Here is a 20990-nt window from a genome sequence, read left to right as displayed (position 1 = left end):
GGAACGACGTGCCCGCACCCACCACCACCGAGGACCCCGCTCGCACGGCTCTCGCGCTCGCCCGGTCCGGTGCGCCGCCCGGCCCGGACACCCCGGCGGGGCCCTTCGCCCGCTGGACCGCGCGGGCGGTGCCCCTCACCACCCGTACCGCACCGGACCTCGATCACGTCCTGCGCCATTCACTCGCCGTCACCCCCACCGGGCCGGGCAGCGGACGGCTGCGGCCCGCGCCCTCGGCCGGCGGGCTGAACCCCGTCGACGCCCATCTCCTGGTGGGAACCTCGGGCGCGCTGCCACCCGGACGCTACGCCTACGACGCCGTACGCCACCGGGTGCACCGGCGGGGACCCGCCCCGGCCGACCCGCCGGACGGCACCCTCGTCGTCCTCACGGTGGACGCGCGGCGCACGGTCTCGCACTACGGACACCGCGCACTGCCGCTGCTGCTCCTGGACGCCGGTCACGCCGTCGCCGCACTGATGTCGGCCGGGGCGGTCAGCATGAGCCTGGACACGGACGGCGCCCTCCTGTCGGCAGCGGCGGGCCTGCCCGGACCTGCCCGGTGGCAGCGGACCTGGCCCGGGACCACACCCCGGCACCCCCTCGCCGCGGTCGCCATCGGCCCGGCGGCGCCGGACCCCGGGGAGGCCCTCGCGCGCTGGGCGTCCTGCCCGCCCGGAGCGGCCCCGCGGCCGGAACCCGGAGCCGGGGAGGCATCCGCGCAACTGGAACGGATCTGGTGCGCCCTGGACGCGGCCGCTCCGGCCGCCGGGCCGGGGGAGTGGACCACGTCGGCAGCGCGCGTGCCCGACGGCATCCTGATGTCCCGGCGCAGCGCTCCACCGCCGCCGCGCGGAACGCCCTCCCCCGAGGCCCTCACCCAGGTCCTGGCCCGCGCGGCCGGGGCACTGACCACAGGACTCCGGTGGTGCGTGGCCACCGGCGGTGCGCACCCCGGGCTGCTCCACCTCGCACCGGCCGGCAACCGCCCGGACCGTCCGGCGCTTCATCTCCTGGCATCGGGCGAGGCCCGCCCGACGCTCGCGGCCTGGGCCGCCGGTCAGGGCTGGATCGCGGAAGCGGGCGCCGTGCTGCTCGCGTACGGCTGTCCCCAGGACGCGGACGCGCAGCGCATCCGCCGTGATCACCTCGCCGCCGGATACGCCATCGGGCTGGCCCAACTGAGGTCCGCGCAGCTTGATCTGACATCCCGTCCGGTGGGCTCCTGGCAGGGCGCCGACCTCGGCGCGGCGCTCGCGGGCCCACCCGGGCATGACTGGATCGTCCATGGACTCGCCCTGGGAAGAGGAGATCAGCCGTGATGCTTCACCCGGAGCTGACACGCGCCGCCCGCACGGCGCGCGGCGCGCTGCTCGGCGCCACCGCCCTGCTCGGCGCGGTGGCCCTGACACACCTCGCACAGGCGGTGCTTCTGGCCGTCGCGCTCTCCGCCATCGCCCGTGGTGACACCGGCCACCTCCCCGCGCTGCTGGCCGGGGTGCTCGTGGCCGTCGTCGTCCGCGCCGGACTGAGCTGGTGGCAGCGGCGCACCGCCGTGCGCGCCGGATCCCGTGTGCGGGTGGGTCTGCGCGACGCACTGCTGGAACACCTGGGCCGGCTGGGGCCCTCCCACGTCCAGGGCGTACGTGTCGGCGCCGTACGCGCCACACTCGTCGACGGTGTCGAAGGCGTGGACGCGTACGTCTCCCGCTATCTGCCCCAACTCCTCATCACCTGCGCCGTCCCGCCGCTGCTGCTGATCGCCGTCGCGGCCCTCGCCCCGTACGCTCTCCTGGCCCTCGTACCCGCCCTGCTCCTGGCGCTGCTCGCCCCCCGCTGGTGGGACCGGCTGCTGGAGCGCCGGGGGCGCGAGCACTGGGAGTCGTACGAGACCCTCGCCGCCGACTACCTCGAAGCCCTTCAGGGCATGCCCGCCCTGCGCGCGGCCGGAGCGGTCGGACGGACCCGAGCGCGCCTCGAACACCGCTCGGACGCGCTCCACCGCGCCACCGTCGCCAAACTGCGCGTCTCGCTCGTCGACACCGGTCTCACCGATCTGGCGATCCAGGGCGGCACGGTCGCGGCCGCCCTGGTGGCCTGCGCCTCCGCCGCTTCCGGGAACACGACGGCGACCGGCACCTATCTGCTGCTGATGCTGGCCTCGGAGTGCTTCCGCCCGGTGCGCGACCTCTCCAGGGAGTGGCACGCCGGCTATCTCGGGGTCTCCGCGGCGGATGGCATCGCCGCCCTGCGCACGGCGGAGGGCGGAGTGCCGGACGAGGGGCGGGAACAGGCGGACTGGTCCATCGCACCTGACATTGCATTCGACCATGTGACATTTCATTACCCCGGTGCCGTACGGCCCGCACTGGACGGTGTGACGTTCACGGCGGCGGCAGGACGTACGACCGCAGTGGTCGGGCCCTCCGGCGCGGGCAAGTCGACCCTCCTGTCCCTTCTGGCCCGCCACCACGACCCCGTGCACGGCCAGGTGAGCGTGGACGGAGTCGCGGCGGCGCGGTACGCCCTCGATTCCCTGCGCCGGGGTATCGCCGTCGTCTCGCAGGAGACGTACTTCTTCCACGCCACCGTCGCGGACAACCTTCGTCTGGCCCGGCCCGACGCCACCGACGACGCACTGCGACGGGCGACCCGCGCCGCTGACCTCCACGACGAGATCGCCGCCATGCCCGACGGCTATCTGACCGTGCTGGGCGAACGCGGCGCCACCCTCTCCGGCGGCCAGCGCCAGCGCCTCGCGCTCGCCCGCGCCCTGCTCGCCGACGCGCGCGTCCTGGTCCTCGACGAGGCGACCAGCGCGGTCGACGAACGCGGCGAGGCCCGGATAGGCAAGGCCCTGGCCGAGGCAGCGCGCGGACGCACCTGCCTCGTCATCGCCCACCGTCTGGACGCCGTACGCCACGCGGACCGCATCGTCGTCCTCGACGGCGGACGGGTGCGGGCCATCGGTGACCACACCACCCTCATGGCCGAGAACGGTCTGTACGCGTCCCTGGTCGAGGCCGGCCGGACGCAGGAAGCGCGGCGAGCGGCATGACGACCCTCCACACGATCACGGCGGATCTCCACACCGAGCAGCGCGGCACGCGCGGCGCCCTCAGGGGCCTGCTGCCCGCACTCGGCGCCCACCGCCTCATGGTGGCGCGCACCTGCGCAGCCGCACTCACCGATCAGGCCGCACTCGTCGCCCTGGTGACGCTCGCCGCCCACACGGTCGGCGCAGCCGTGATCGAGGGGCACGCTCCCTCAGGGGCCACCATGGCGGCGCTGATCGCACTCGTCCTCGTCAAGGCGCTGGCCACCTGGCGGGAGATGGACCTGAGCCACGATCTCGCCTACCGGGTCCTGGCCGTGCTGCGGGTACGCATCTTCGACGGGCTCGCCCGCAGCGCACCGGCCCGGATCGGCGGCCGCCGCAGCGGTGACCTGGCGGCGACGGCGATGGGGGACGTCGAGGCGCTGGAGTTCTTCTACGCCCACGCGATCGCCCAGCTCATGGCGTCCGCGACGGTGTTCGGCGCGGGCGCCGCCACCCTGGCCGTCGTCGAGCCACGGATGCTGGCCGTGGTGCTCCCGGTCGCGGTCCTGCTCGTACTCGCCCCGTTGCTGGAGGGGCGGGGACGGACGCGCCGGGGGGCCCGGACCCGTACAGCGGCCGCCGACTTGTCTGCGGAGGCGGTGCAGACCGTCGACGGACTGCGGGAACTCCTCGGCTTCGGCGGCCTGCGCGCCAGGCGTACGCGACTGGCCGAGGCGGGCCGAGGGCTGGCCGACGCACAGCAGGCCGAGCAGTCCTGGGAGGCGGCTGCGGCCGCTGTCCGGGACGCGTTGGTGGTCGCCGCGGTGACCGGGGTCGTGGCGCTCGCGGCGCAGGCGGTCGCCGCCGGACGGCTCGACGGGGCCTGGGCCCCGGCCGCCATGGCCCTGGCACTCGGCACGCTCGCACCCGCGGCCGACGCGGCGGCGTCGCTGGGCCAGGCCGGCGGGCTGCGGCCGGCCGCCGCACGGGTCGGAGCGGCCATCACGGCCCCGGCGGGCGCCGTGGAACCCCTCGCGCCGAGGCCAGCCCCCCGGGGGCCCCTGGGTGTGCGGATGCGTGGCGTCCGCTTCGACTACGGCGGGCGGAGCGTTCTCGACGGCATCGACCTGACCGTACGGGCCGGGGAGACCGTGGCCCTCGTGGGCGTCTCCGGGGCGGGGAAATCGACCTGTGCGCATCTGCTCGCCCGCTTCTGGGACCCCTCCGAAGGCACGGTCGAACTGTTGCCCGCCGACGGTTGCGGACCGGTCGACCTACGGGACGTGGCGGAAGCGGAACTGCGCGGAGCGGTCGCCGTGGTCGGCCAGGAGACACCCCTCTTCCACGGCAGCCTCGCGGACAACCTCCGCCTGGGCGCGCCCGACGCGAGTGACGACGAGGTGGCCGAGGTGGTCCGGCGCTGTGGTATCGACCGCTTCGTGGAGAGCGTGGACCTGCATGTCGCGGAGCGCGGCACGACACTCTCCGGCGGTCAGCGCGCCCGCATCTCCCTGGCCCGCGCCCTGCTCGCGAACCCCCGCGTCCTGGTCCTCGACGAGACGACCGCGCACCTCGACACGGCCGGAGACGCCGAACTGGCCGCGGCGCTCGCGGCGGCGTCCTCCACCCGTACGACGATCTGGATCGCCCACCGCCCGGCGACGATCCGCAGGGCCGACCGCATCGCCGTCCTGGACGCCGGACGCATTGTGCAGGAGGGCACCTGGGAGCAACTCGCCTCCCAGGGAGGCGCTTTCGCCGAGGCCGTGGTCCCGGAGCGGGCCGGAACAGTCTGAACAGCCCTGTGGGCCCGGCGCGGGGGAGCGCGCCGGGCCCACAGGGTGTGTCGCCGACTTCAGCTGCGGGACGTGACTTCCGGGTGTCCGTGACCGTGTACGTGCGTGGGACTGTCGTCGATGCCGGCCGTGTCCCACGCAGGGAAGGGGTCGACGGGCGGCATCGGCTCGCCCTCGGCCGTCAGGCAACTGGTCAGGGCCGCCCGCAGGGCTTTTGTACGCAGTCCGATGCCGATGAAGACCAGCTCCTGACCCTGGACGGTGCCGGCGTCGCGGGCGCCCGAAGGCTCGAAGCGGGCGACGGAACCGGCCTGCGACCACAGCCCCGTCACCGCCGTCCGGCCGGCCAGCACGAAGAAGCCCTTGGACCGGAGGATCCGGCCGTACGCCCCGCTGTCGAGCCCGTCCGTGACGAACTCCCACAACCGGCCCGGGTGGAAGGGTTCAGTGGCGCAAACACGCCAGGTGCGGCCGGCCTCGGAAGCGGCCCGGAGTGCCCCCTGACCGGACGCACGGACCGGAAGCGGAGAGAGTCATGACCACTACGGCACACGCCCCTCACACCGACCACACGCATCAGCACGGTGAGGGCTGCGGCCACGTCGCCTTCCCGCACGACGACCACGTGGACTACGCGCACGACGGGCACGTACACCGCCTCCACGAAGGTCACGCGGACGAGTGCAGGACCGGTGCGCACGCCGCCCACGAGAACCACGCGCACCAGCACGGCGAGGGCTGCGGTCATGTCGCCGTCCCGCACGAGGGTCACACCGACTACGTGCACGAAGGGCACCGGCACGCCGTGCACGACGGGCACTGGGACGACCACTGACCCGGCACCCGCCGTGCGGGCGGTTCACTCCACGATGCTGAGGACGAGCTTGCCGGTCGTGCGGCCCGACTCCCCGAGCTCATGGGCCTTCGCCGCGTCCGCCAGGGGCAGCACCGCCGCGATGTGCGGGCGGAGCGCCCCCGCGTCCGCGAGTTCCGCGAGTGCCTTCAGGCCGGCGTGGTCCGGCTCCACGATGGTGAAGCCCGCACGCAGGCCCGAGGCGGCCGCCACCTCGGCGAGCGGGGCTTCCGCCGGGGAGGCCAGCGAGACGACCATGCCGCTCGGGCGCAGGGTGCGAAGGGAGCGGGGGCCGTACTCCCCGCCGATGGTGTCGATCACCACGTCGATGTCCCGGGCCGCCGATGCGAAGTCGGCCGTCGTGTAGTCGATGACCTCGTCGGCGCCCATGGACCGTACGAAGTCGTGCTTCGCCGCGCTCGCCGTGCCGATGACGTAGGCACCCAGGGACTTGGCGATCTGGACGGCGAGGTGGCCCACCCCGCCCGCCGCCGCGTGGACGAGGACCCGCTGGCCCGGGCGCAGCGCGGCGGTGTCCACGAGCGACTGCAGACCGGTGAGCGCGGCCACCGGGAGCGCGGCCGCCTCCACGTGGGAGAGGCTGCGCGGCTTACGGGCCAGGTGGCGGGCGGGGGAGGTGAGGTAGTCCGCGTACGCTCCCGCGGGCTGCGGGAGGCGCGGCATCCCGAAGACCTCGTCGCCCGGCCGGTACATGGTCACGCCGAGGCCGACCGCCTCGACGGTGCCCGAGACGTCCCAGCCCAGCCTGATGGGCCGACCGGCGAGGCCGCCCGTGGAGCGGTGCCACCAGTCGGTCGGGTTGACGCCGGCCGCGTGGACGCGGACGAGGACTTCCGAGGGGCCGGGTTCGGGGCGGTCCACCTCGATGAGCTTCAGTACCTCGGGTCCGCCGAGTGAGTCCTGACCGATGGCGCGCATGTGCTGCTCCCTTGTGCGGGTGAATGTGCAGGTGGGGGTTGCTCCGGGATCAACCCTGCGGCAGCGCGCCGGACGCTTCGAGTGTCCGGATGGCCATCATGTGGAAGGATCTGGCCATGCATCGCGTCGTCGTACTGGCCCTTGAGGGCGTCTATCCGTTCGAGCTGAGCATCCCGGTCCGGATCTTCGGGACGGCCGAGGACGCGGACGGCCAACCGCTGTACGAGGTGGTCACCTGCGGTCTGGACGGCGGGCCGGTCCGGTCGAGCGCCGACTTCACCGTCGGTGTCGAGCACGGGGCGGAGGCCATCGCGACGGCGGACACCCTGGTGATCCCGCCGTTCGCCTGCGGGCCGGACGCCGAGCGCGACTGGCTGCCCGCCCCGCTGGCCGAGGCGCTGCGTCAACTCCGCCCGGGTGCGCGGATCGTGTCGATCTGTACCGCGTCGTACGTCCTGGCCGCCGCGGGGCTGCTCGACGGCCGTCCCGCGACGACCCACTGGAACGAGGCGGAGCGGTTCCAGCGGATGTTCCCCCTGGTCCGGGTCGACCCGGGTGTGCTGTTCGTCGACGACGGCGACGTGCTCACCGCCGCCGGAGTCGCCGCCGGGGTCGATCTGTGCATGCATCTGGTGCGGAGGGACCACGGAAGCGAGGTCGCCAACCGGGTGGCGCGGCTCTGTGTCGTGCCCCCGTGGCGGGACGGCGGGCAGGCCCAGTTCATCGAGCGGCCGGTCCCCGAGCTTTCGGCGTCCACCACCTCGGCGACCCGCGCGTGGGCGCTGGGTGAGCTCCACCGCCCGCTCCAGCTGGCCGAGCTGGCGGGTCATGCGCGCATGAGCGTACGGACGTTCTCGCGCCGCTTCCGCGACGAGGTGGGCGTGACGCCGGGGCAGTGGCTGACCCAGCAGCGGGTCGAGCGGGCGCGACGCCTGCTGGAGACGACCGGCCTGCCGGTCGACCGGATCGCCGAGGAGGCGGGTTTCGGGACCGCGGCCTCGCTGCGGCAGCACCTGGTCGCCGGCATCGGTGTGCCGCCCTCGGTCTACCGCCAGACCTTCCGCGTCGGACACCCCGCCCAGATGGACGCTCGCTAGGTCCTGTCTGGAGTTCCCCCGCGGCGTCGCGGCGTCCGGCACCGCCGCCTCCGGCGTTGTCGTCAGTCGCGAGGGCTCCGCCATCGCTCCCTCCTCCGCCTTGGATTCGACGGCACCGGACGCCGCTCCTTCTCCCGCGCTGGAACTCCAGACAGGACCTAGTTCCGTAGCACTCGCTTCGCCGACTGTCCTCCTGAGGCGCCGCCGTCTCCCGGCGTGCGCCGCGCCCGCGGACGGCGGACGATGAAGCAGATGAGCCGTTCAGCGGATACGAGACGCGAAGGGCCGGGCAGGACCGATGCTCTGGTCGTGCTGAGCAACGTCAACAAGCACTTCGGCGAGCTGCACGTGCTCCAGGACATCGACCTCACCATCGGCCGGGGCGAAGTGGTCGTGGTCATCGGCCCGTCGGGAGGCGGGAAGTCCACGCTCTGCCGGGCGATCAACCGTCTGGAGACCATCGACTCCGGAGAGATCTTCATCGACGGCAAGGCGCTGCCCGCCGAGGGCCGTGAGCTGGCCGCGCTCCGGGCCGATGTGGGCATGGTCTTTCAGTCGTTCAACCTCTTCGCCCATAAAACCGTGCTCCAGAACATCACCCTGGGCCAGCTCAAGGTCCGCAAGAAGGACAAGCGGGCGGCCGAGGAGCGGGCGCGCTCGCTCCTGGAGCGCGTCGGTGTGGCCTCGCAGGCCGACAAGTACCCCGCGCAGCTCTCCGGCGGTCAGCAGCAGCGCGTTGCGATCGCCAGGGCCCTCGCGATGGACCCGAAGGTCATGCTCTTCGACGAGCCGACCTCCGCGCTCGACCCCGAGATGATCAACGAGGTGCTGGAGGTCATGCAACAGCTCGCCCGGGACGGCATGACCATGGCCGTCGTCACCCACGAGATGGGCTTCGCACGGTCGGCCGCCAACCGTGTGGTCTTCATGGCCGACGGGCGGATCGTGGAGGAGGCGACGCCCGCGCAGTTCTTCGGCGACCCACGCAGCGACCGGGCCAGGGACTTCCTGTCGAAGATCCTCAAGCACTGAGCGGGCCGGCCCGGGAGCCGCCGCTCGTCGGGGCCCCACGCGAGGCCCACCACAAGGCCCCATCACGAGGCCCGTCACGAGGCCCACCACGAGGCCCACCACGAGGCCCCATCGAGATTACCCGTCGAGACCGTAGGGATGATCACCATGAAGGTTCGCAGGACAACCACAGCGGCGGCCGCAGCGCTCGCGCTCTCCCTGGCGACAGTGACCGTCGCCTCCGGAGGAGCCCAGGCCGTCGGCGCGGGCAGTGGCTCCGCCGGGAGCGGTGCCGAGACGATCACCATCGGCATCAAGTTCGACCAGCCCGGCATCGGGCTGAAGACCCCGGACGGGAAGTACACGGGGTTCGACGTCGATGTGGCGACGTACGTCGCCAAGGAACTCGGCTTCGAACCGGGCGACATCAAGTGGAAGGAAGCCAAGAGCGCCGACCGCGAGACGCTGCTGGAGCGCGGCGACGTCGACTTCATCGCGGCCTCGTACTCGATCAACGACGAGCGCGAGAAGAAGGTCGACTTCGCGGGTCCCTATCTGCTCGCGCACCAGGACGTCCTGCTCCGGGCCGACGACGACTCCATCACGAAGCCCGAGGACCTGAACAACAAGAAGCTCTGCTCGGTCACCGGCTCGACCTCCGCGCAGAACGTCAAGGACGACATCGCACCCCAGGCGCAACTCCAGGAGTACGGCGGCTACTCGGAGTGCCTGACGGGCCTGGAGAACGAGATCGTCGACGCGCTGACCACCGATGACTCGATCCTCGCCGGGTACGCCGCGCAGGACGAGTTCAAGGGCAAGTTCAAGCTCGGCGGCTTCAAGCTCAGCAACGAGAACTACGGCATCGGCGTCAAGGAAGGCAGCGATCTGAAGGGCAAGATCAACACGGCCCTGGAGAAGATGGTCTCCGACGGCTCCTGGGATCAGTACGTCGAGAAGAACTTCGGCCCGGCCAACTACGAGAACGAGCCCGCGCCGAAGATCGGCAACGTCGTCGAGTAGCACCGTTCGCGGTCCGGCAGCCGGGTGATGAGGTGCGCCGCCGCGCGGGCGGCGCACCGGACCCTCCCCACACGCGAAAGCGCGGGACAACGTGTTCGACTTCCTTGAAGGCTACGACCTCCTGGGCGCCTTCTGGGTGACGGTACGTCTCACCCTGTACTCCGGGGTCGGCTCCCTCGTCTGGGGCACGGTCCTGGCGGCGATGCGGGTCAGCCCCGTCCCCCTGATGCGCGGCTTCGGCACCGCCTACGTCAACGTCGTGCGGAACATCCCGCTCACAGTCATCATCATCTTCACCTCGCTCGGGCTCTTCCAGACGCTCGGTGTGAGCCTGGGCGCGGACGACTTCACGGCCATCAACTTCCGGCTCGCCGTGCTCGGTCTGACCGCGTACACCTCCGCGTTCGTCTGCGAGGCGCTGCGGTCCGGCATCAACACCGTGCCGGTGGGCCAGATCGAGGCGTCGCGCGCCATCGGGTTGAGCTTCGCCCAGACCCTGCGCCTGGTCGTCCTCCCGCAGGCGTTCCGTTCGGTGGTCGGCCCGCTGGCGAACGTACTGATCGCGCTCACCAAGAACACCACGGTGTCCGCCGCGATCGGGGTCGCCGAAGCCGCGGCGCTGATGCGGGAGATGATCGAGAACGAGGCGCAGCTCATCCTCATCTCCGCCGTCTTCGCGGCCGGCTTCGTCTGCCTCACTCTGCCGACCGGGCTCTTCCTCGGCTGGGTGAGCAAGAAGGTCTCGGTGCGGCGATGACTCCTCCCCTCTACGACGTTCCGGGGCCGCGCGCCAAGCGGCGCAACGCCCTGTTCACGCTGGTGTTCCTGGTGGCGCTCGCCGTGCTCGCCTGGTGGGTGTACCGGAGCCTGGAGGAGAAGAACCAGCTGGAGTGGGTCAAGTGGAGGCCCTTCTTCACCGACTCCCGCGCCTGGAGCACCTACATCCTGCCGGGCCTGCGCAACACCGCCCTCGCCGCCTCCCTCGCCATGGTCATCGCCCTGCCCCTCGGTGCGCTCCTCGGCATCTCCAGGCTCTCCGACCACCGGTGGGTACGCGGCACGGCCGGCACGGTCGTGGAGTTCTTCCGCGCGATCCCCGTACTGATCCTCATGCTCTTCGCCAACGCGGCGTTCTCCGAGTTCACCGACATCAGCCCCGACACCCGCCCGCTGTACGCGGTGGTCACCGGGCTCGTCCTCTACAACGCGTCGGTGCTCGCCGAGGTGGTGCGTGCCGGAATCCTGTCCCTGCCAAGGGGCCAGACCGACGCCGCCAAGGCGATCGGGATGCGCAAGGGGCAGACGATGCTGCATGTGCTGCTGCCGCAGTCCGTCACCGCGATGCTGCCCGCGCTCGTCAGCCAGCTGGTCGTCATCGTCAAGGACACCGCGCTCGGCGGCGCCTTGCTCGGCTTCTCGGAACTGCTGGCCTCGGTGCGCCCGATGAGCGCCAACTACGGCGCCAACACCATCGCGAGCTTCACGGTCGTCGCGGTGATCTTCGTACTGATCAACTTCGCCCTCACCACCTTCGCGAGTTGGCTGGAGGGCCGGCTGCGGCGCGGCAAGAAGTCGACCGGGGCGGTGGTGGGCGCCGAGGCTGTCGAGGAACTGGCCACTCCGGGCGAGCACATCGGGCCGGGAGACGCGGGCGGCTCCACGGGTGGCGCGAAGTAGGTGGCTGTTCGATAACGGGACCCCGCCGCGGACGGGAAACATGATTAGCTTAGGCTTGCCTAACTCTCACCGTTCGCCAATCATGAGGAACACCAATGCTCGGGTCCACCCGCCTGCGTCGTCACACCATCGCAGCCACCGCCGCCGCGCTCACGCTCGTCCTGGGCGGCTGCTCGTCCGGCAGCGACGACGAGAAGAAGACCACGGAGTCCTCGGCGAAGGGTGAGGGTTCCTTCCCCGTCTCGATCAAGAACGCACTCGGCACCGCGGAGATCGACGCGAAGCCCGAACGCATCGTCACCCTCGGCCAGGGTTCCGCCGAGACGGCGATCGCTCTCGGCCACACCCCGGTGGGCATGGAGAGCTACGAGTGGGGCAGCGACAAGACCGGCTACCTGCCGTGGATCCACGAGGCCGTGACGAAGTCGGGCGACAAGCTGCCCAAGCAGTTCACGGGCGGTGAGGACATCGACATCGAGGCCATCACCGAGCTGGAGCCGGACGTCATCCTCGCCCCGTGGTCGGGTATCACGCAGGAGCAGTACGACATCCTCAAGGACATCGCTCCGACCGTCGCCTACCCGGACCAGGCGTGGAGCACGGACTGGGACCAGCAGATCGACATCATCGGCCAGGCCCTCGGCCGGACCGAGGACGCCAAGGGTCTGAAGACGAAGATCGAGAAGCAGCTCGCCGACGCCGCGGCCACCCGGCCGAACTACAAGGACGTCACCTTCTCGTACATCTACAACACCGGCCCCGGCACCCTCGGCGTCTTCAAGCCCGAGGAGCAGCGCGTCACGATGGTCTCCTCCCTCGGACTGACCGTCGACCCGGTGGTGAACACGTTCAAGGAGACCGAGGGCACCGACTCGGCGCTCATCGGCCTGGAGAACGCCGAGAAGCTGAAGGACAGCGACCTCGTCTTCACGTTCTACATGGACGCCAAGAGCCGCAAGGAGATCGAGGCGCAGCCGCTGTACGGCGCCATCCCGGCGGTCAGGAAGGGCGCGGTCGTCGCCAGTGACGACACCCCGTTCGTCACCGCGTCCTCGATCATCAACCCGCTGACCGTGCCGTGGGTGATCGACCGCTACCTCCCGGTCATCGACAAGGCCGTCGCCGCCGCGGGCAAGTAACCACGCAGCGCAGGCATCCGTATGGCTACCACCACACACGCACCGCCGAGCGGCGCGGGTACCTCGCGTACCGGCGCCGCTCGGCGTGCGTCGATCCTGATCCTCGGACTGGCCGTCCTGGCGCTCGCCCTGTGCGCGAGCGTCATGTACGGCAGCAGGTCGACCTCGTTCGGCGATGTCGTCGACGTCCTCTCCGGCGCCGCCGACCCCAACATCACCACCATCATCGAGAGCCGCTATCCGCGGACCGCTCTCGGCGTCCTGGCCGGGCTCTGTCTCGCCGTCGCGGGCACCCTGATGCAGGGCGTCAGCCGTAACCCCCTCGCCGATCCCGGACTGCTCGGCATCAACGCGGGTGCCTCGGCGAGCATCGTCACCGCGACGGCCTTCTTCGGGGCCACCGGCAGCACCGCCACCATGTGGTGGGCCCTGCCAGGGGCACTGATCGCCGGAGTGCTCGTCCATGTCATCGGCTCCTCGGGAGGGAGTACGGGTCTCGTGCGGCTGGTACTGGCGGGCGCCGTGCTGTCCGCCGTGCTGATGGCGTACATCCAGGCCGTCACCCTGGGCAGGCCCAAGGTGTTCGACAGCTACCGCTACTGGGTCGTCGGCGCGCTCGGCGGACGGGACTTCGACGTCTTCATGTCCGTCCTGCCGTTCGCCGCGACCGGCTTCGTCATCGCCCTGGTGCTCGGACCCGGCCTCAACACCCTCGCCCTCGGGGACGCCACCGCGGCCTCCCTCGGCGCGCATCCGGCCCGGGTGCGCGCGGGCGGACTCTTCGCGGCCACACTGCTCAGTGCCGCGGCGACGGCGGCCGTCGGCCCCATCGCCTTCGTCGGCCTGGCCGTTCCGCACGTCGTGCGGGTCCTCGTCGGCGTGGACTTCCGTCTCCAGATCGCCTTCTCGGCCATCGCGGGACCCACGCTGCTGCTCGCGGCCGACGTGGTCGGCCGCATCGTCCTGCGCCCGCAGGAACTGATGGTCGGCGTCGTGACCGCGTTCATCGGAGCGCCCGCGCTGCTCATCGCCGTACGCAGAATGAGGGGAAGCGCATGACGGCCGACCAGGCGGGCTTCCGTACCGCCTCACCCCGGGGCTTCCTGACCCTCGGCCGCACCGTCGCGGTGCCCGTCCGGCGGGTCTCCGTCGTCACCGCCCTCGTCCTTGTGCTCCTGACGGCGGGAGCCGCGACCGCCACGCTGACGCTCGGCCGGCTCGGCATCCCGCTCGCCGACCTGGCCGGGGCGCTCACGGGCGGAGCGGAGGGCAAGGACGCGTTCGTACTGGAACGCCTGCGCGGCCCCCGCCTCGTCGTCGCCCTCGGTACGGGAGCGGCGCTGGGCCTGTCCGGAGCACTGTTCCAGTCCGTGACCCGTAACCCCCTCGGCAGCCCCGACGTGATCGGGCTCGGTTCCGGGGCGGGCGCGGGCGCCGCCATCGTCGCGCTCATGCTGCCGGACACGGTGCCCGTCTCCCTGGGAGCTCTCGCCGGAGCGCTGCTCGCCATGCTGCTGGTCTACGTGTCCACCGGTACGGGCTTCCGCAATCCCGCCCGGCTCGTCGTGGCGGGAATCGGTGTCGCGGCCGTCTGCACGGCCATCACGCAGTACGTCGTCTACGCGATGGAACGGGACCAGGCGTCGGTCCTCGCGGCGTACGTCAACGGCAGCCTCTCGGCGAGGGCCTGGGACGACGCGAGCGCGATCTGGCTGGTGCTGCTCGCCGCGGCCCCGCTGTGCGCGCTGATCGCCCGGCGGCTCGACATCGGCGAGATGGGCGACGACATCGCGGCGGGCCTCGGCTCCGAACCGCAGAAGACCAAGACGGCCGCCGTGCTCCTCGCGATCGTGCTGTGCGCGGGCGCCGTGAGCGTGGCGGGCCCCATCGCCTTCATCGCGCTGACCGCCCCTCAGATCGCCAAACGCCTCACGAGGGTGTCCGGGCCGCACCTCCTGCTGTCCGCGGTGACCGGCGCGCTGCTGCTCGTACTGGCCGATCTCGCGGCCCAGCAGCTGCCGCTCTTCGACAACCTCCCCGTGGGCATCTACACGATGGCCATCGGCGGCGCGTACCTCGGCTACCTGCTGACCCGCGAGTGGAGGAGGGGAGTCCTGTAGCCTCCGCACCCTCCGGTGGCGGTCGCCACTGGCCTCGTACAGGTTCGTCGTCCATACTGCCCGCCGTGGAGCAGCGCATAGATTCGAAGACCCGACCCGAGTTCGCCGCAGGCACCGACCCGGCGTTCATCCCCGGCCTCACGGCCCCTGGCACGGCGCGGACGGAGGAAGACGTGGAGCCCGCCGACTCCCTCGCCGAGGACGCGGTCGTCGCCGAGCCGTCGGAGGAGGCGGACGAGGCGGACGAGGCGGACGAGGCGGACGAGGCGGACGAGGCGGGCGAGGTGGCGGAAGCCGTAACGGAACCGGAATCGGAAACGGAACCGGTAGCGGAGGCAGGACCGGACACGGACGTCGAGGGTGACGGGCCTGTTTTCGAGGTCAGTGACCGTCGTGGCTCCATCCGGGCCGACCACTCCGGTATCCGGTTCCGGCTGGACGACCAGGAGGCCGATTTCACCTGGGACGAGATCGGCGCCGTCGAGGTCAGGACCGCTCGCTTCGGGCGCCGGTTCACCGTCACGGTCCACGTGTCGAGCCGCCGTTGGTTCAACGCCGAGGTCGAAGCCGCCTCGCGGAGCACCCTCAAGGAATGGCCGGCGCGGCTCGACGAGGCGCTGGACGCCTACTTCGAGGAGTCCTGAGTCGCGGGGTCAACCGTGTGCGGGGTGGGAGGGCTGCCGGTGCGCCCTCCCACCCCGCGTCCTTTCGGCGTCCGGACCCCACCGGCCCGCCGTCGGACGGAGTCAGCTCCTGCTGAGGACCACCGAGCGCGTCAGGTGCCGCGGGAGATCCGGGTCCAGGCCGCCCGCGAGTGCCCGGGCGATCGCCAGTCGCTGGACACGCACGAGGTCGGCCAGCGGGTCGAGGCCACTGTCGATCCAGCGGGCGCCGGTGTCGAGCACCTGCTGTGCCAGACCTTCCGGAGCCGGCCCGAACATCCAGGTGGCGGTCCCCGTGGTGGAGATGCTGATGGGTCCGTGGCGGTACTCCATCGCCGGGTACGACTCCGTCCAGGACAGGGACGCCTCCTTCATCTTGAGCGCCGCCTCGTTGGCGAGGCCCACCGTCCAGCCCCGGCCCAGGAACGTGAACTGCGCGCAGTCCAGGAGCCCTTCGGGCAGCGGATCGGCGAGCGCCGTCTCGGCGTCCCGTACCGCCTGCTCCGTGTGCAGCCCGAGGTGGGCGCGGAGCAGGGTGAGCACGGTGGTCGCGAACCGGGTCTGCACGACGGACTGTTCGTCGGCGAAGTCCAGTACGACGACGTCGTCGGCGGCCGTCATGACCGGCGTGGCCGGGTCCGCCGTGAGGGCGACGGTGCGCGTGGTGCCGCTGAGCCCGGTGAGCAGTTCCAGTACCTCGGTCGTCGTACCCGAGCGGGTCAGCGCCACGACACGGTCGTACCTGCGCCCGGAGGGGAACTCGGAAGCGGCGAAGGCGTGGCTCTCGCCCAGCCCGGCGTCCTCGCGGAGCGAGGCGTAGGCCTGCGCCATGTAGAAGGAGGTGCCGCAGCCGACGACCGCGATGCGTTCGCCGGTGGCGGGCAGGGCGTCCGCCCGGTCACCCGCCAGCTCCGCGGCGCGGCGCCAGCACGCGGGCTGGCTGGCTGTCTCGCTCGCTGCAAAGGACACGTCTGCTCCATCTGGTTGGGGTGAACGATGAGCGTGATGCTTGAATTTGCACGTTACAGCCTCACATCGAGCAGAAACAAGCATGTAGTAGTGGGGGGAACCGGGTGCGGACAGCCTGTGCGACGCTTGCGCTGTCCGGCGCCCGGCGACCGCGTTCCCGGGAAACGTGGTGCCGCAGGCAGGACAGGTGAGGAGCACACTCGTGGCCAGGGACGCCCGGTGGGACGCATTGCTGGAACTGGTCGGAAAGAACGGCCGGGTCGAGGTCGAGGACGCCGCGGCGGCCCTGGACGTTTCGGCGGCGACGATCCGCCGCGATCTCGACCAGCTCGCCGAGCAGCACCTGCTCACCCGGACCCGCGGCGGAGCAGTCGCCCATGGTGTCTCGTACGAACTGGCTCTCCGCTACAAGACGGGCCGGCACGCGCCGGAGAAGCAGGCCATCGGCCGCGCCGCCTCCGAACTGGTGGCCGTGGGTGAGGTGGTGGGCCTGACCGGCGGCACCACGATCACCGAGGTGGCCAGGGCGCTGGCCCTGCGCCCTGACATCGTGGGCGAGACGGGGGCGTCGGCGGGCGGCCAGCCCACGCTGACCGTCGTGACCAACGCGCTGAACATCGCCAACGAACTCGTGATCCGGCCGCAGATCAAGCTGGTCGTGACCGGCGGGGTCGCCCGGCCGCAGTCGTACGAGCTGACGGGTCCGCTGGCCAGTGGTGTGATGGGCGAGATCACGCTGGACATCGCGGTCCTGGGTGTCAACGCGATCGACATCGAGCGCGGGGCGTACGTCCATCACGAGGGCGAGGCCAGCATCAACAGGCTCCTGGCCGAGCGGGCGCAGCGTGTGGTCGTCGCCGCGGACTCCTCGAAGATCGGCAAGCGGGCCTTCGCCCGCGTCTGTGATCTCGGGCAGGTCGATGTGCTGGTGACCGACTCCGGTATCACCCCGGAGGCGACGGCACGCTTCGCCGAGGCGGGAGTCGCCGTCATCGCGGTCTGAGCGGCCGAGTCCGTACCGTGCCCGTGTCGGTGGTACGCCGAACGGGTGAGAGGCGGGAGACTTGCCTGATGAACAGTGAGCGCAGCCGGCGCGCAGTCAACCGGCGTACGGACGGGGTGGCCCTGTGAGCAGGTACGACAGGTACGACAGGTACGACGCCACCGACGAACAGTGGGAAGGGCTCGCCCAGGTCGTACCCCTGCGCGGCCGCAACGAGTGGCCTTCGAGGGTCGACCACCGCGCGGTCCCGGAGGAGCCGGTGGCCGAGCAGCGGCGGCTGGTCGTGCTGCGGGTCCAGGTGTTCGCGGACGCCCGCGAAGTCGCGGAGTACCTCGTCGCGCAGATTCCGGTGCTGCTGGATCTGACCGCGGCGGAGACCGATGTGGCCAAGCGCATCCTCGACTTCAGCAGCGGTGTGGTCTTCGGGCTCGGCAGTGCCATGCACCGCGTCGACCGCAATGTGTTCCTGCTGGCCCCGGTCGGCATGGAGGTCGAGGGAGTCGCGGCGGCGGGCGTTCCGCACGCGTAGGCGGCGCGTCCGGGCGCCCCGGGGCTGTGGTGTGCCCGTGAGGCGCCCGGAGCCGCAGTGGTAGACCTGGGACCGTGACGGAACTCGATGTGGCGGGACTTCAGCGGCGGCTGGCGGCGTTCGCCGCGGCACGGGACTGGGAGCAGTACCACACCCCTAAGAATCTGGTGGCGGCGCTGAGTGTCGAGGCGTCCGAACTGGTCGAGATCTTCCAGTGGCTGACGCCGGAACAGTCGGCGCGGGTGATGGAGAACGCGGAGACGGCGCATCGCGTCGCCGACGAGGTCGCGGACGTGCTCGCGTATCTCCTGCAGTTCTGCGAGGTGCTGGGGATCGATCCGCTGGCCGCCCTGACGGCCAAGATCGACAGGAACGAGGTGCGCTTCCCGGTCGTGGAGCGCCCGGAACCCGACCGTGGTCACTCTTCGGAGTGATCGAGTTGTCCACAGTCGATTTGGTGTCCACAGATTTCCGAATTCCTCTGTTCTTCCGGTGCTCGCTACCTCACTGTGGGTAATGGAAGAGGTGAGCGGGTTTTCGTGCGGACGGGGGAATGACGTGGAAGCGGAGCGACTGATCGAGGCCGGCCGCCGTGCTCTGGCGGAGAGCCGGGGCTCGCTGAACGTGATGGCGGAGGCGTGGCAGGCACAGGCCCTCGCCAGGACGGTGGGCAGCCGGCTGGTCCTGAGCGGGCCCGTGGAGTTACGTGGCGAGGCGCGCGGCCTGAGTGAGGCCGGCGGCCGGGTGGGCTCGGCCCTCGACCACCCGATGGTGCTCTCCGGTGGGACACGGGCCTCTCAGCTCACCGAAGTGACGGATGTGCAGAGCTCGTTGACGGCTCTGGTGGCGCTGCTCGGCGAGGTGGGGATCGCGCTGGTCGGGGTCGCCTGTGACACCGACGAGGAGGGTCTCTACTGGCAGTGCATCGAGGCGATAGACGCGGCGGACGAGTCGGTCGACCGGGTGCACGGGATGCTGAGACGCCTCGCGGAGCGCGAGGAGGAGAGGGAGGCGGAGAGGGAACGCGAGCGGGACGGTCCGTTCGGGGTGCTCCACGGTCCCGCGGGTTCGGCGACGGGCCCGCCATGAGGCGGTGAGGGGCGCGACGGGTCCGGGGCACAGGAGCTGCGACGGCCGGTGTTCGAAGGTGCAGGATGGATGCATGGATCTTCGAATCTTCACCGAGCCCCAGCAAGGGGCGAGCTACGACACGTTGCTCACCGTGGCCAAGGCCGCTGAGGACCTCGGCTTCGACGCCTTCTACCGTTCCGACCACTACCTTCACATGGGACCGGGCGATGGGCTTCCCGGCCCGACCGACGCCTGGATCACCCTGGCCGGGCTGGCGCGCGAGACCAGGCGCATCCGGCTCGGGACGCTGATGACGGCGGGCACCTTCCGGCTGCCGGGCGTGCTGGCCATCCAGGTCGCGCAGGTCGACCAGATGTCCGGCGGGCGTGTCGAACTTGGCCTGGGAGCGGGCTGGTTCGAGGCGGAGCACAAGGCGTACGGAATTCCGTTCCCCAAGGAGAAGTTCGGCCGTCTGGAGGAGCAGCTGGCGATCATCACCGGTCTCTGGGCGACCGAGGCGGGGAAGACGTTCAGCTACGACGGCACCTTCTACCAGCTGGCCGACTCGCCCGCGCTGCCCAAGCCGGCCCAGGCCAAGGTGCCGGTCCTGATCGGCGGACACGGTGCCAGCCGCACGCCGAGGCTCGCCGCGAGGTACGCCGACGAGTTCAACATCCCGTTCGCCTCCCTGGAGGACAGCGAGAAGCAGTTCGGCCGGGTCCGGGAGGCGGCGAAGGCGATCGGCCGCGCGCCGGACGAGCTGGTGTACTCCAACGCCCTGGTGGTCTGCGTGGGCAAGGATGACGCGGAGGTGGCGCGACGGGCCGCCGCCATCGGCCGGGAGGTCGAGGAGCTCAAGGCGAACGGTCTCGCGGGCTCGCCCGCCGAGGTGGTCGACAAGCTCGGCCGGTACGGCGCGATCGGATCGTCCCGGGTCTACCTCCAGGTCCTGGATCTGGACGACCTCGACCACCTGGAACTGATCTCGTCCCGGGTCCAGTCACAGCTGGCCTGACCGGCCTCGCCCCGGCATTCCCATCCCCATCCCCCATCTCTCTCCCCGACCGCCCCGGCAGTACAGGAGGAGCACACATGGAACCCGGCCCGGTGGCCCAGCACGTCCCGGCAGGTCCCGCACAGGACCCACCGGTCCGCACGCTCGGCGCCGCCCTCGCCGAGGGGACCGTCCTGCTCGACGGCGGTCTCTCCAACCAGTTGGAGGCCCAGGGCTGCGATCTGTCGGACGAGCTCTGGTCGGCCCGCCTGCTGGCCGACGCACCCCACCAGATCGAGGCCGCGCACACGGCGTACGTCCGCGCGGGGGCACAGGTGCTCATCACCGCCGGATACCAGGCGACGTTCGAGGGCTTCCGGCGGCGCGGGATCGGGCGGGCCCACGCCGCGGAGCTGCTGGCCGGCAGCGTGGAGCTGGCGCGCCGGGCCGGAGAAGGGGCGGGGCGGCAGATCTGGGTCGCCGCCTCGGTCGGGCCGTACGGGGCGATGCTCGCGGACGGCAGCGAGTACCGGGGCCGTTACGGGCTCTCGCCGGGGGAGTTGGAGACCTTCCACCGGCCCCGGGTGGCGGCGCTGGCCGCGGCGCGGCCCGATGTCCTCGCACTGGAGACGGTGCCGGACATGGACGAGGCGGAGGCCCTGCTGCGGGTGGCCGGGGAGTTCGGGCTGCCGGTGTGGCTCTCGTACAGCGTGGCGGGGGACCGGACGAGGGCCGGGCAGCCCCTGGCGGAGGCGTTCGAGGTGGCCGCCGGGAACGGGCAGGTGGTGGCCGTCGGGGTCAACTGCTGCGATCCGGCGGACGCGGACCGGGCGGTGGGGACGGCGGCCGAGGTCACCGGCAAGCCGGTGGTCGTCTATCCGAACAGCGGCGAGCGGTGGGACGCAGGGCGCAGGGAGTGGGCGGGGGACAGCACCTTCGACGCCGGACGGGTGCGGGCGTGGCAGGAGGCCGGGGCGCGCCTGGTCGGAGGGTGCTGCCGTATCGGACCGGCGCGGATCGGGGAGCTGGGAGAGCTGTTGACAGCGTGAAATTGCCTGGTGGGAGCA

21 protein-coding genes and 1 pseudogene are annotated in these 20990 nt (G+C 71.5%); 19 read left to right on the top strand and 3 right to left on the bottom strand.

The genetic code is table 11. The annotated features are described in order from the left end of the window. Positions 1–8 precede the first annotated feature (8 nt). From F0344_RS06280 to F0344_RS06270, 3 genes are read left to right on the top strand one after another with little or no spacing between them, the layout of a single operon-like run. Complete coding sequence (locus F0344_RS06280) at positions 9–1322, top strand: nitroreductase (protein WP_185297832.1); 1314 nt, start codon at positions 9–11, stop codon at positions 1320–1322. Next, positions 1319–3058 carry an ABC transporter ATP-binding protein/permease gene (locus F0344_RS06275; RefSeq protein ID WP_185297831.1) on the top strand — a complete coding sequence of 580 codons (1740 nt, stop codon included), beginning with the start codon at positions 1319–1321 and terminating at the stop codon, positions 3056–3058. The genes F0344_RS06280 and F0344_RS06275 overlap by 4 nt, the downstream gene beginning before the upstream one ends. After that, positions 3055–4836: an ABC transporter ATP-binding protein gene (locus tag F0344_RS06270; RefSeq protein ID WP_185297830.1), complete on the top strand. Its 1782-nt coding sequence runs from the start codon at positions 3055–3057 to the stop codon at positions 4834–4836. Before F0344_RS06275 ends, F0344_RS06270 begins: the two co-directional genes overlap by 4 nt. Positions 4837–4895: 59 nt before the next feature. Here the strand turns inward: F0344_RS06270 and F0344_RS06265 are convergent. Beyond that, positions 4896–5291: pseudogene (locus F0344_RS06265) on the bottom strand (CobW C-terminal domain-containing protein); the annotation flags it as partial. Positions 5292–5371: 80 nt separating this feature from the next. On the opposite strand from F0344_RS06265, the gene F0344_RS06260 reads away from it, so the two are divergent. After that, the gene (locus F0344_RS06260) at positions 5372–5671 is read left to right on the top strand and encodes a hypothetical protein (RefSeq protein ID WP_185297828.1); all 300 of its coding nucleotides are present in this window, start codon (positions 5372–5374) and stop codon (positions 5669–5671) included. A gap of 24 nt (positions 5672–5695) precedes the next feature. Here the strand turns inward: F0344_RS06260 and F0344_RS06255 are convergent, their stop codons facing one another. After that, complete coding sequence (locus F0344_RS06255; protein WP_185297827.1) at positions 5696–6628, bottom strand: NADP-dependent oxidoreductase; 933 nt, start codon at positions 6626–6628, stop codon at positions 5696–5698. A gap of 116 nt (positions 6629–6744) precedes the next feature. On the opposite strand from F0344_RS06255, the gene F0344_RS06250 reads away from it, so the two are divergent. The 9 genes from F0344_RS06250 (at position 6745) to F0344_RS06210 (ending at position 15339) form a co-directional block, all read left to right on the top strand. Beyond that, on the top strand, positions 6745–7725 hold the full coding sequence (locus tag F0344_RS06250; RefSeq protein ID WP_185302535.1) for a GlxA family transcriptional regulator: 981 nt from the start codon (positions 6745–6747) through the stop codon (positions 7723–7725). 252 nt (positions 7726–7977) lie between these two features. Next, positions 7978–8757, top strand: a complete 780-nt coding sequence (locus tag F0344_RS06245; protein ID WP_185297826.1) for an amino acid ABC transporter ATP-binding protein — start codon at positions 7978–7980, stop codon at positions 8755–8757. A 147-nt stretch (positions 8758–8904) separates the two neighbouring features. Beyond that, positions 8905–9759, top strand: coding sequence for a glutamate ABC transporter substrate-binding protein (locus F0344_RS06240; RefSeq protein ID WP_185297825.1), 855 nt, complete (start codon positions 8905–8907; stop codon positions 9757–9759). Between the two features lie 91 nt (positions 9760–9850). Continuing rightward, positions 9851–10516 carry an amino acid ABC transporter permease gene (locus F0344_RS06235; RefSeq protein ID WP_185297824.1) on the top strand — a complete coding sequence of 222 codons (666 nt, stop codon included), beginning with the start codon at positions 9851–9853 and terminating at the stop codon, positions 10514–10516. Then, positions 10513–11436, top strand: coding sequence for an amino acid ABC transporter permease (locus F0344_RS06230; protein WP_185297823.1), 924 nt, complete (start codon positions 10513–10515; stop codon positions 11434–11436). The genes F0344_RS06235 and F0344_RS06230 overlap by 4 nt, the downstream gene beginning before the upstream one ends. Positions 11437–11531: 95 nt before the next feature. Beyond that, positions 11532–12575, top strand: a complete 1044-nt coding sequence (locus tag F0344_RS06225) for an iron-siderophore ABC transporter substrate-binding protein (RefSeq protein ID WP_185297822.1) — start codon at positions 11532–11534, stop codon at positions 12573–12575. Positions 12576–12596: 21 nt separating this feature from the next. Continuing rightward, positions 12597–13634 (top strand): FecCD family ABC transporter permease, encoded by a 1038-nt coding sequence (locus tag F0344_RS06220; protein WP_185297821.1) that lies wholly within the window; start codon positions 12597–12599, stop codon positions 13632–13634. Beyond that, the gene (locus F0344_RS06215) at positions 13631–14695 is read left to right on the top strand and encodes a FecCD family ABC transporter permease (protein WP_185297820.1); all 1065 of its coding nucleotides are present in this window, start codon (positions 13631–13633) and stop codon (positions 14693–14695) included. The genes F0344_RS06220 and F0344_RS06215 overlap by 4 nt, the downstream gene beginning before the upstream one ends. 65 nt (positions 14696–14760) lie before the next feature. Next, a complete protein-coding gene (locus tag F0344_RS06210; protein WP_185297819.1) occupies positions 14761–15339 on the top strand; it encodes a hypothetical protein in 579 nt (192 codons plus the stop codon). Positions 15340–15441: 102 nt separating this feature from the next. Here F0344_RS06210 and F0344_RS06205 read toward each other — a convergent pair whose 3' ends face one another. Further along, positions 15442–16326 carry an SIS domain-containing protein gene (locus tag F0344_RS06205; RefSeq protein WP_185297818.1) on the bottom strand — a complete coding sequence of 295 codons (885 nt, stop codon included), beginning with the start codon at positions 16324–16326 and terminating at the stop codon, positions 15442–15444. A 202-nt stretch (positions 16327–16528) separates the two neighbouring features. On the opposite strand from F0344_RS06205, the gene F0344_RS06200 reads away from it, so the two are divergent. From F0344_RS06200 to mmuM, 6 genes are all read left to right on the top strand, one after another. Continuing rightward, positions 16529–17329: a DeoR/GlpR family DNA-binding transcription regulator gene (locus F0344_RS06200; RefSeq protein WP_185297817.1), complete on the top strand. Its 801-nt coding sequence runs from the start codon at positions 16529–16531 to the stop codon at positions 17327–17329. A gap of 124 nt (positions 17330–17453) precedes the next feature. Further along, the gene (locus F0344_RS06195) at positions 17454–17858 is read left to right on the top strand and encodes a cell division protein SepF (RefSeq protein ID WP_185297816.1); all 405 of its coding nucleotides are present in this window, start codon (positions 17454–17456) and stop codon (positions 17856–17858) included. Positions 17859–17932: 74 nt separating this feature from the next. Next, positions 17933–18292 (top strand): nucleotide pyrophosphohydrolase, encoded by a 360-nt coding sequence (locus F0344_RS06190; RefSeq protein WP_185297815.1) that lies wholly within the window; start codon positions 17933–17935, stop codon positions 18290–18292. A gap of 124 nt (positions 18293–18416) precedes the next feature. Further along, on the top strand, positions 18417–18947 hold the full coding sequence (locus F0344_RS06185) for a DUF6099 family protein (protein WP_185297814.1): 531 nt from the start codon (positions 18417–18419) through the stop codon (positions 18945–18947). Positions 18948–19020: 73 nt separating this feature from the next. Further along, on the top strand, positions 19021–19944 hold the full coding sequence (locus F0344_RS06180; protein ID WP_185297813.1) for an LLM class F420-dependent oxidoreductase: 924 nt from the start codon (positions 19021–19023) through the stop codon (positions 19942–19944). 77 nt (positions 19945–20021) lie between these two features. Further along, complete coding sequence (gene mmuM, locus F0344_RS06175) at positions 20022–20972, top strand: homocysteine S-methyltransferase (protein WP_185297812.1); 951 nt, start codon at positions 20022–20024, stop codon at positions 20970–20972. The last annotated feature ends 18 nt before the right edge of the window (positions 20973–20990 follow it).

This window comes from Streptomyces finlayi (assembly GCF_014216315.1).
Classification (GTDB): domain Bacteria; phylum Actinomycetota; class Actinomycetes; order Streptomycetales; family Streptomycetaceae; genus Streptomyces; species Streptomyces finlayi_A.
This window is presented reverse-complemented; position numbering and strand designations above follow the sequence as displayed.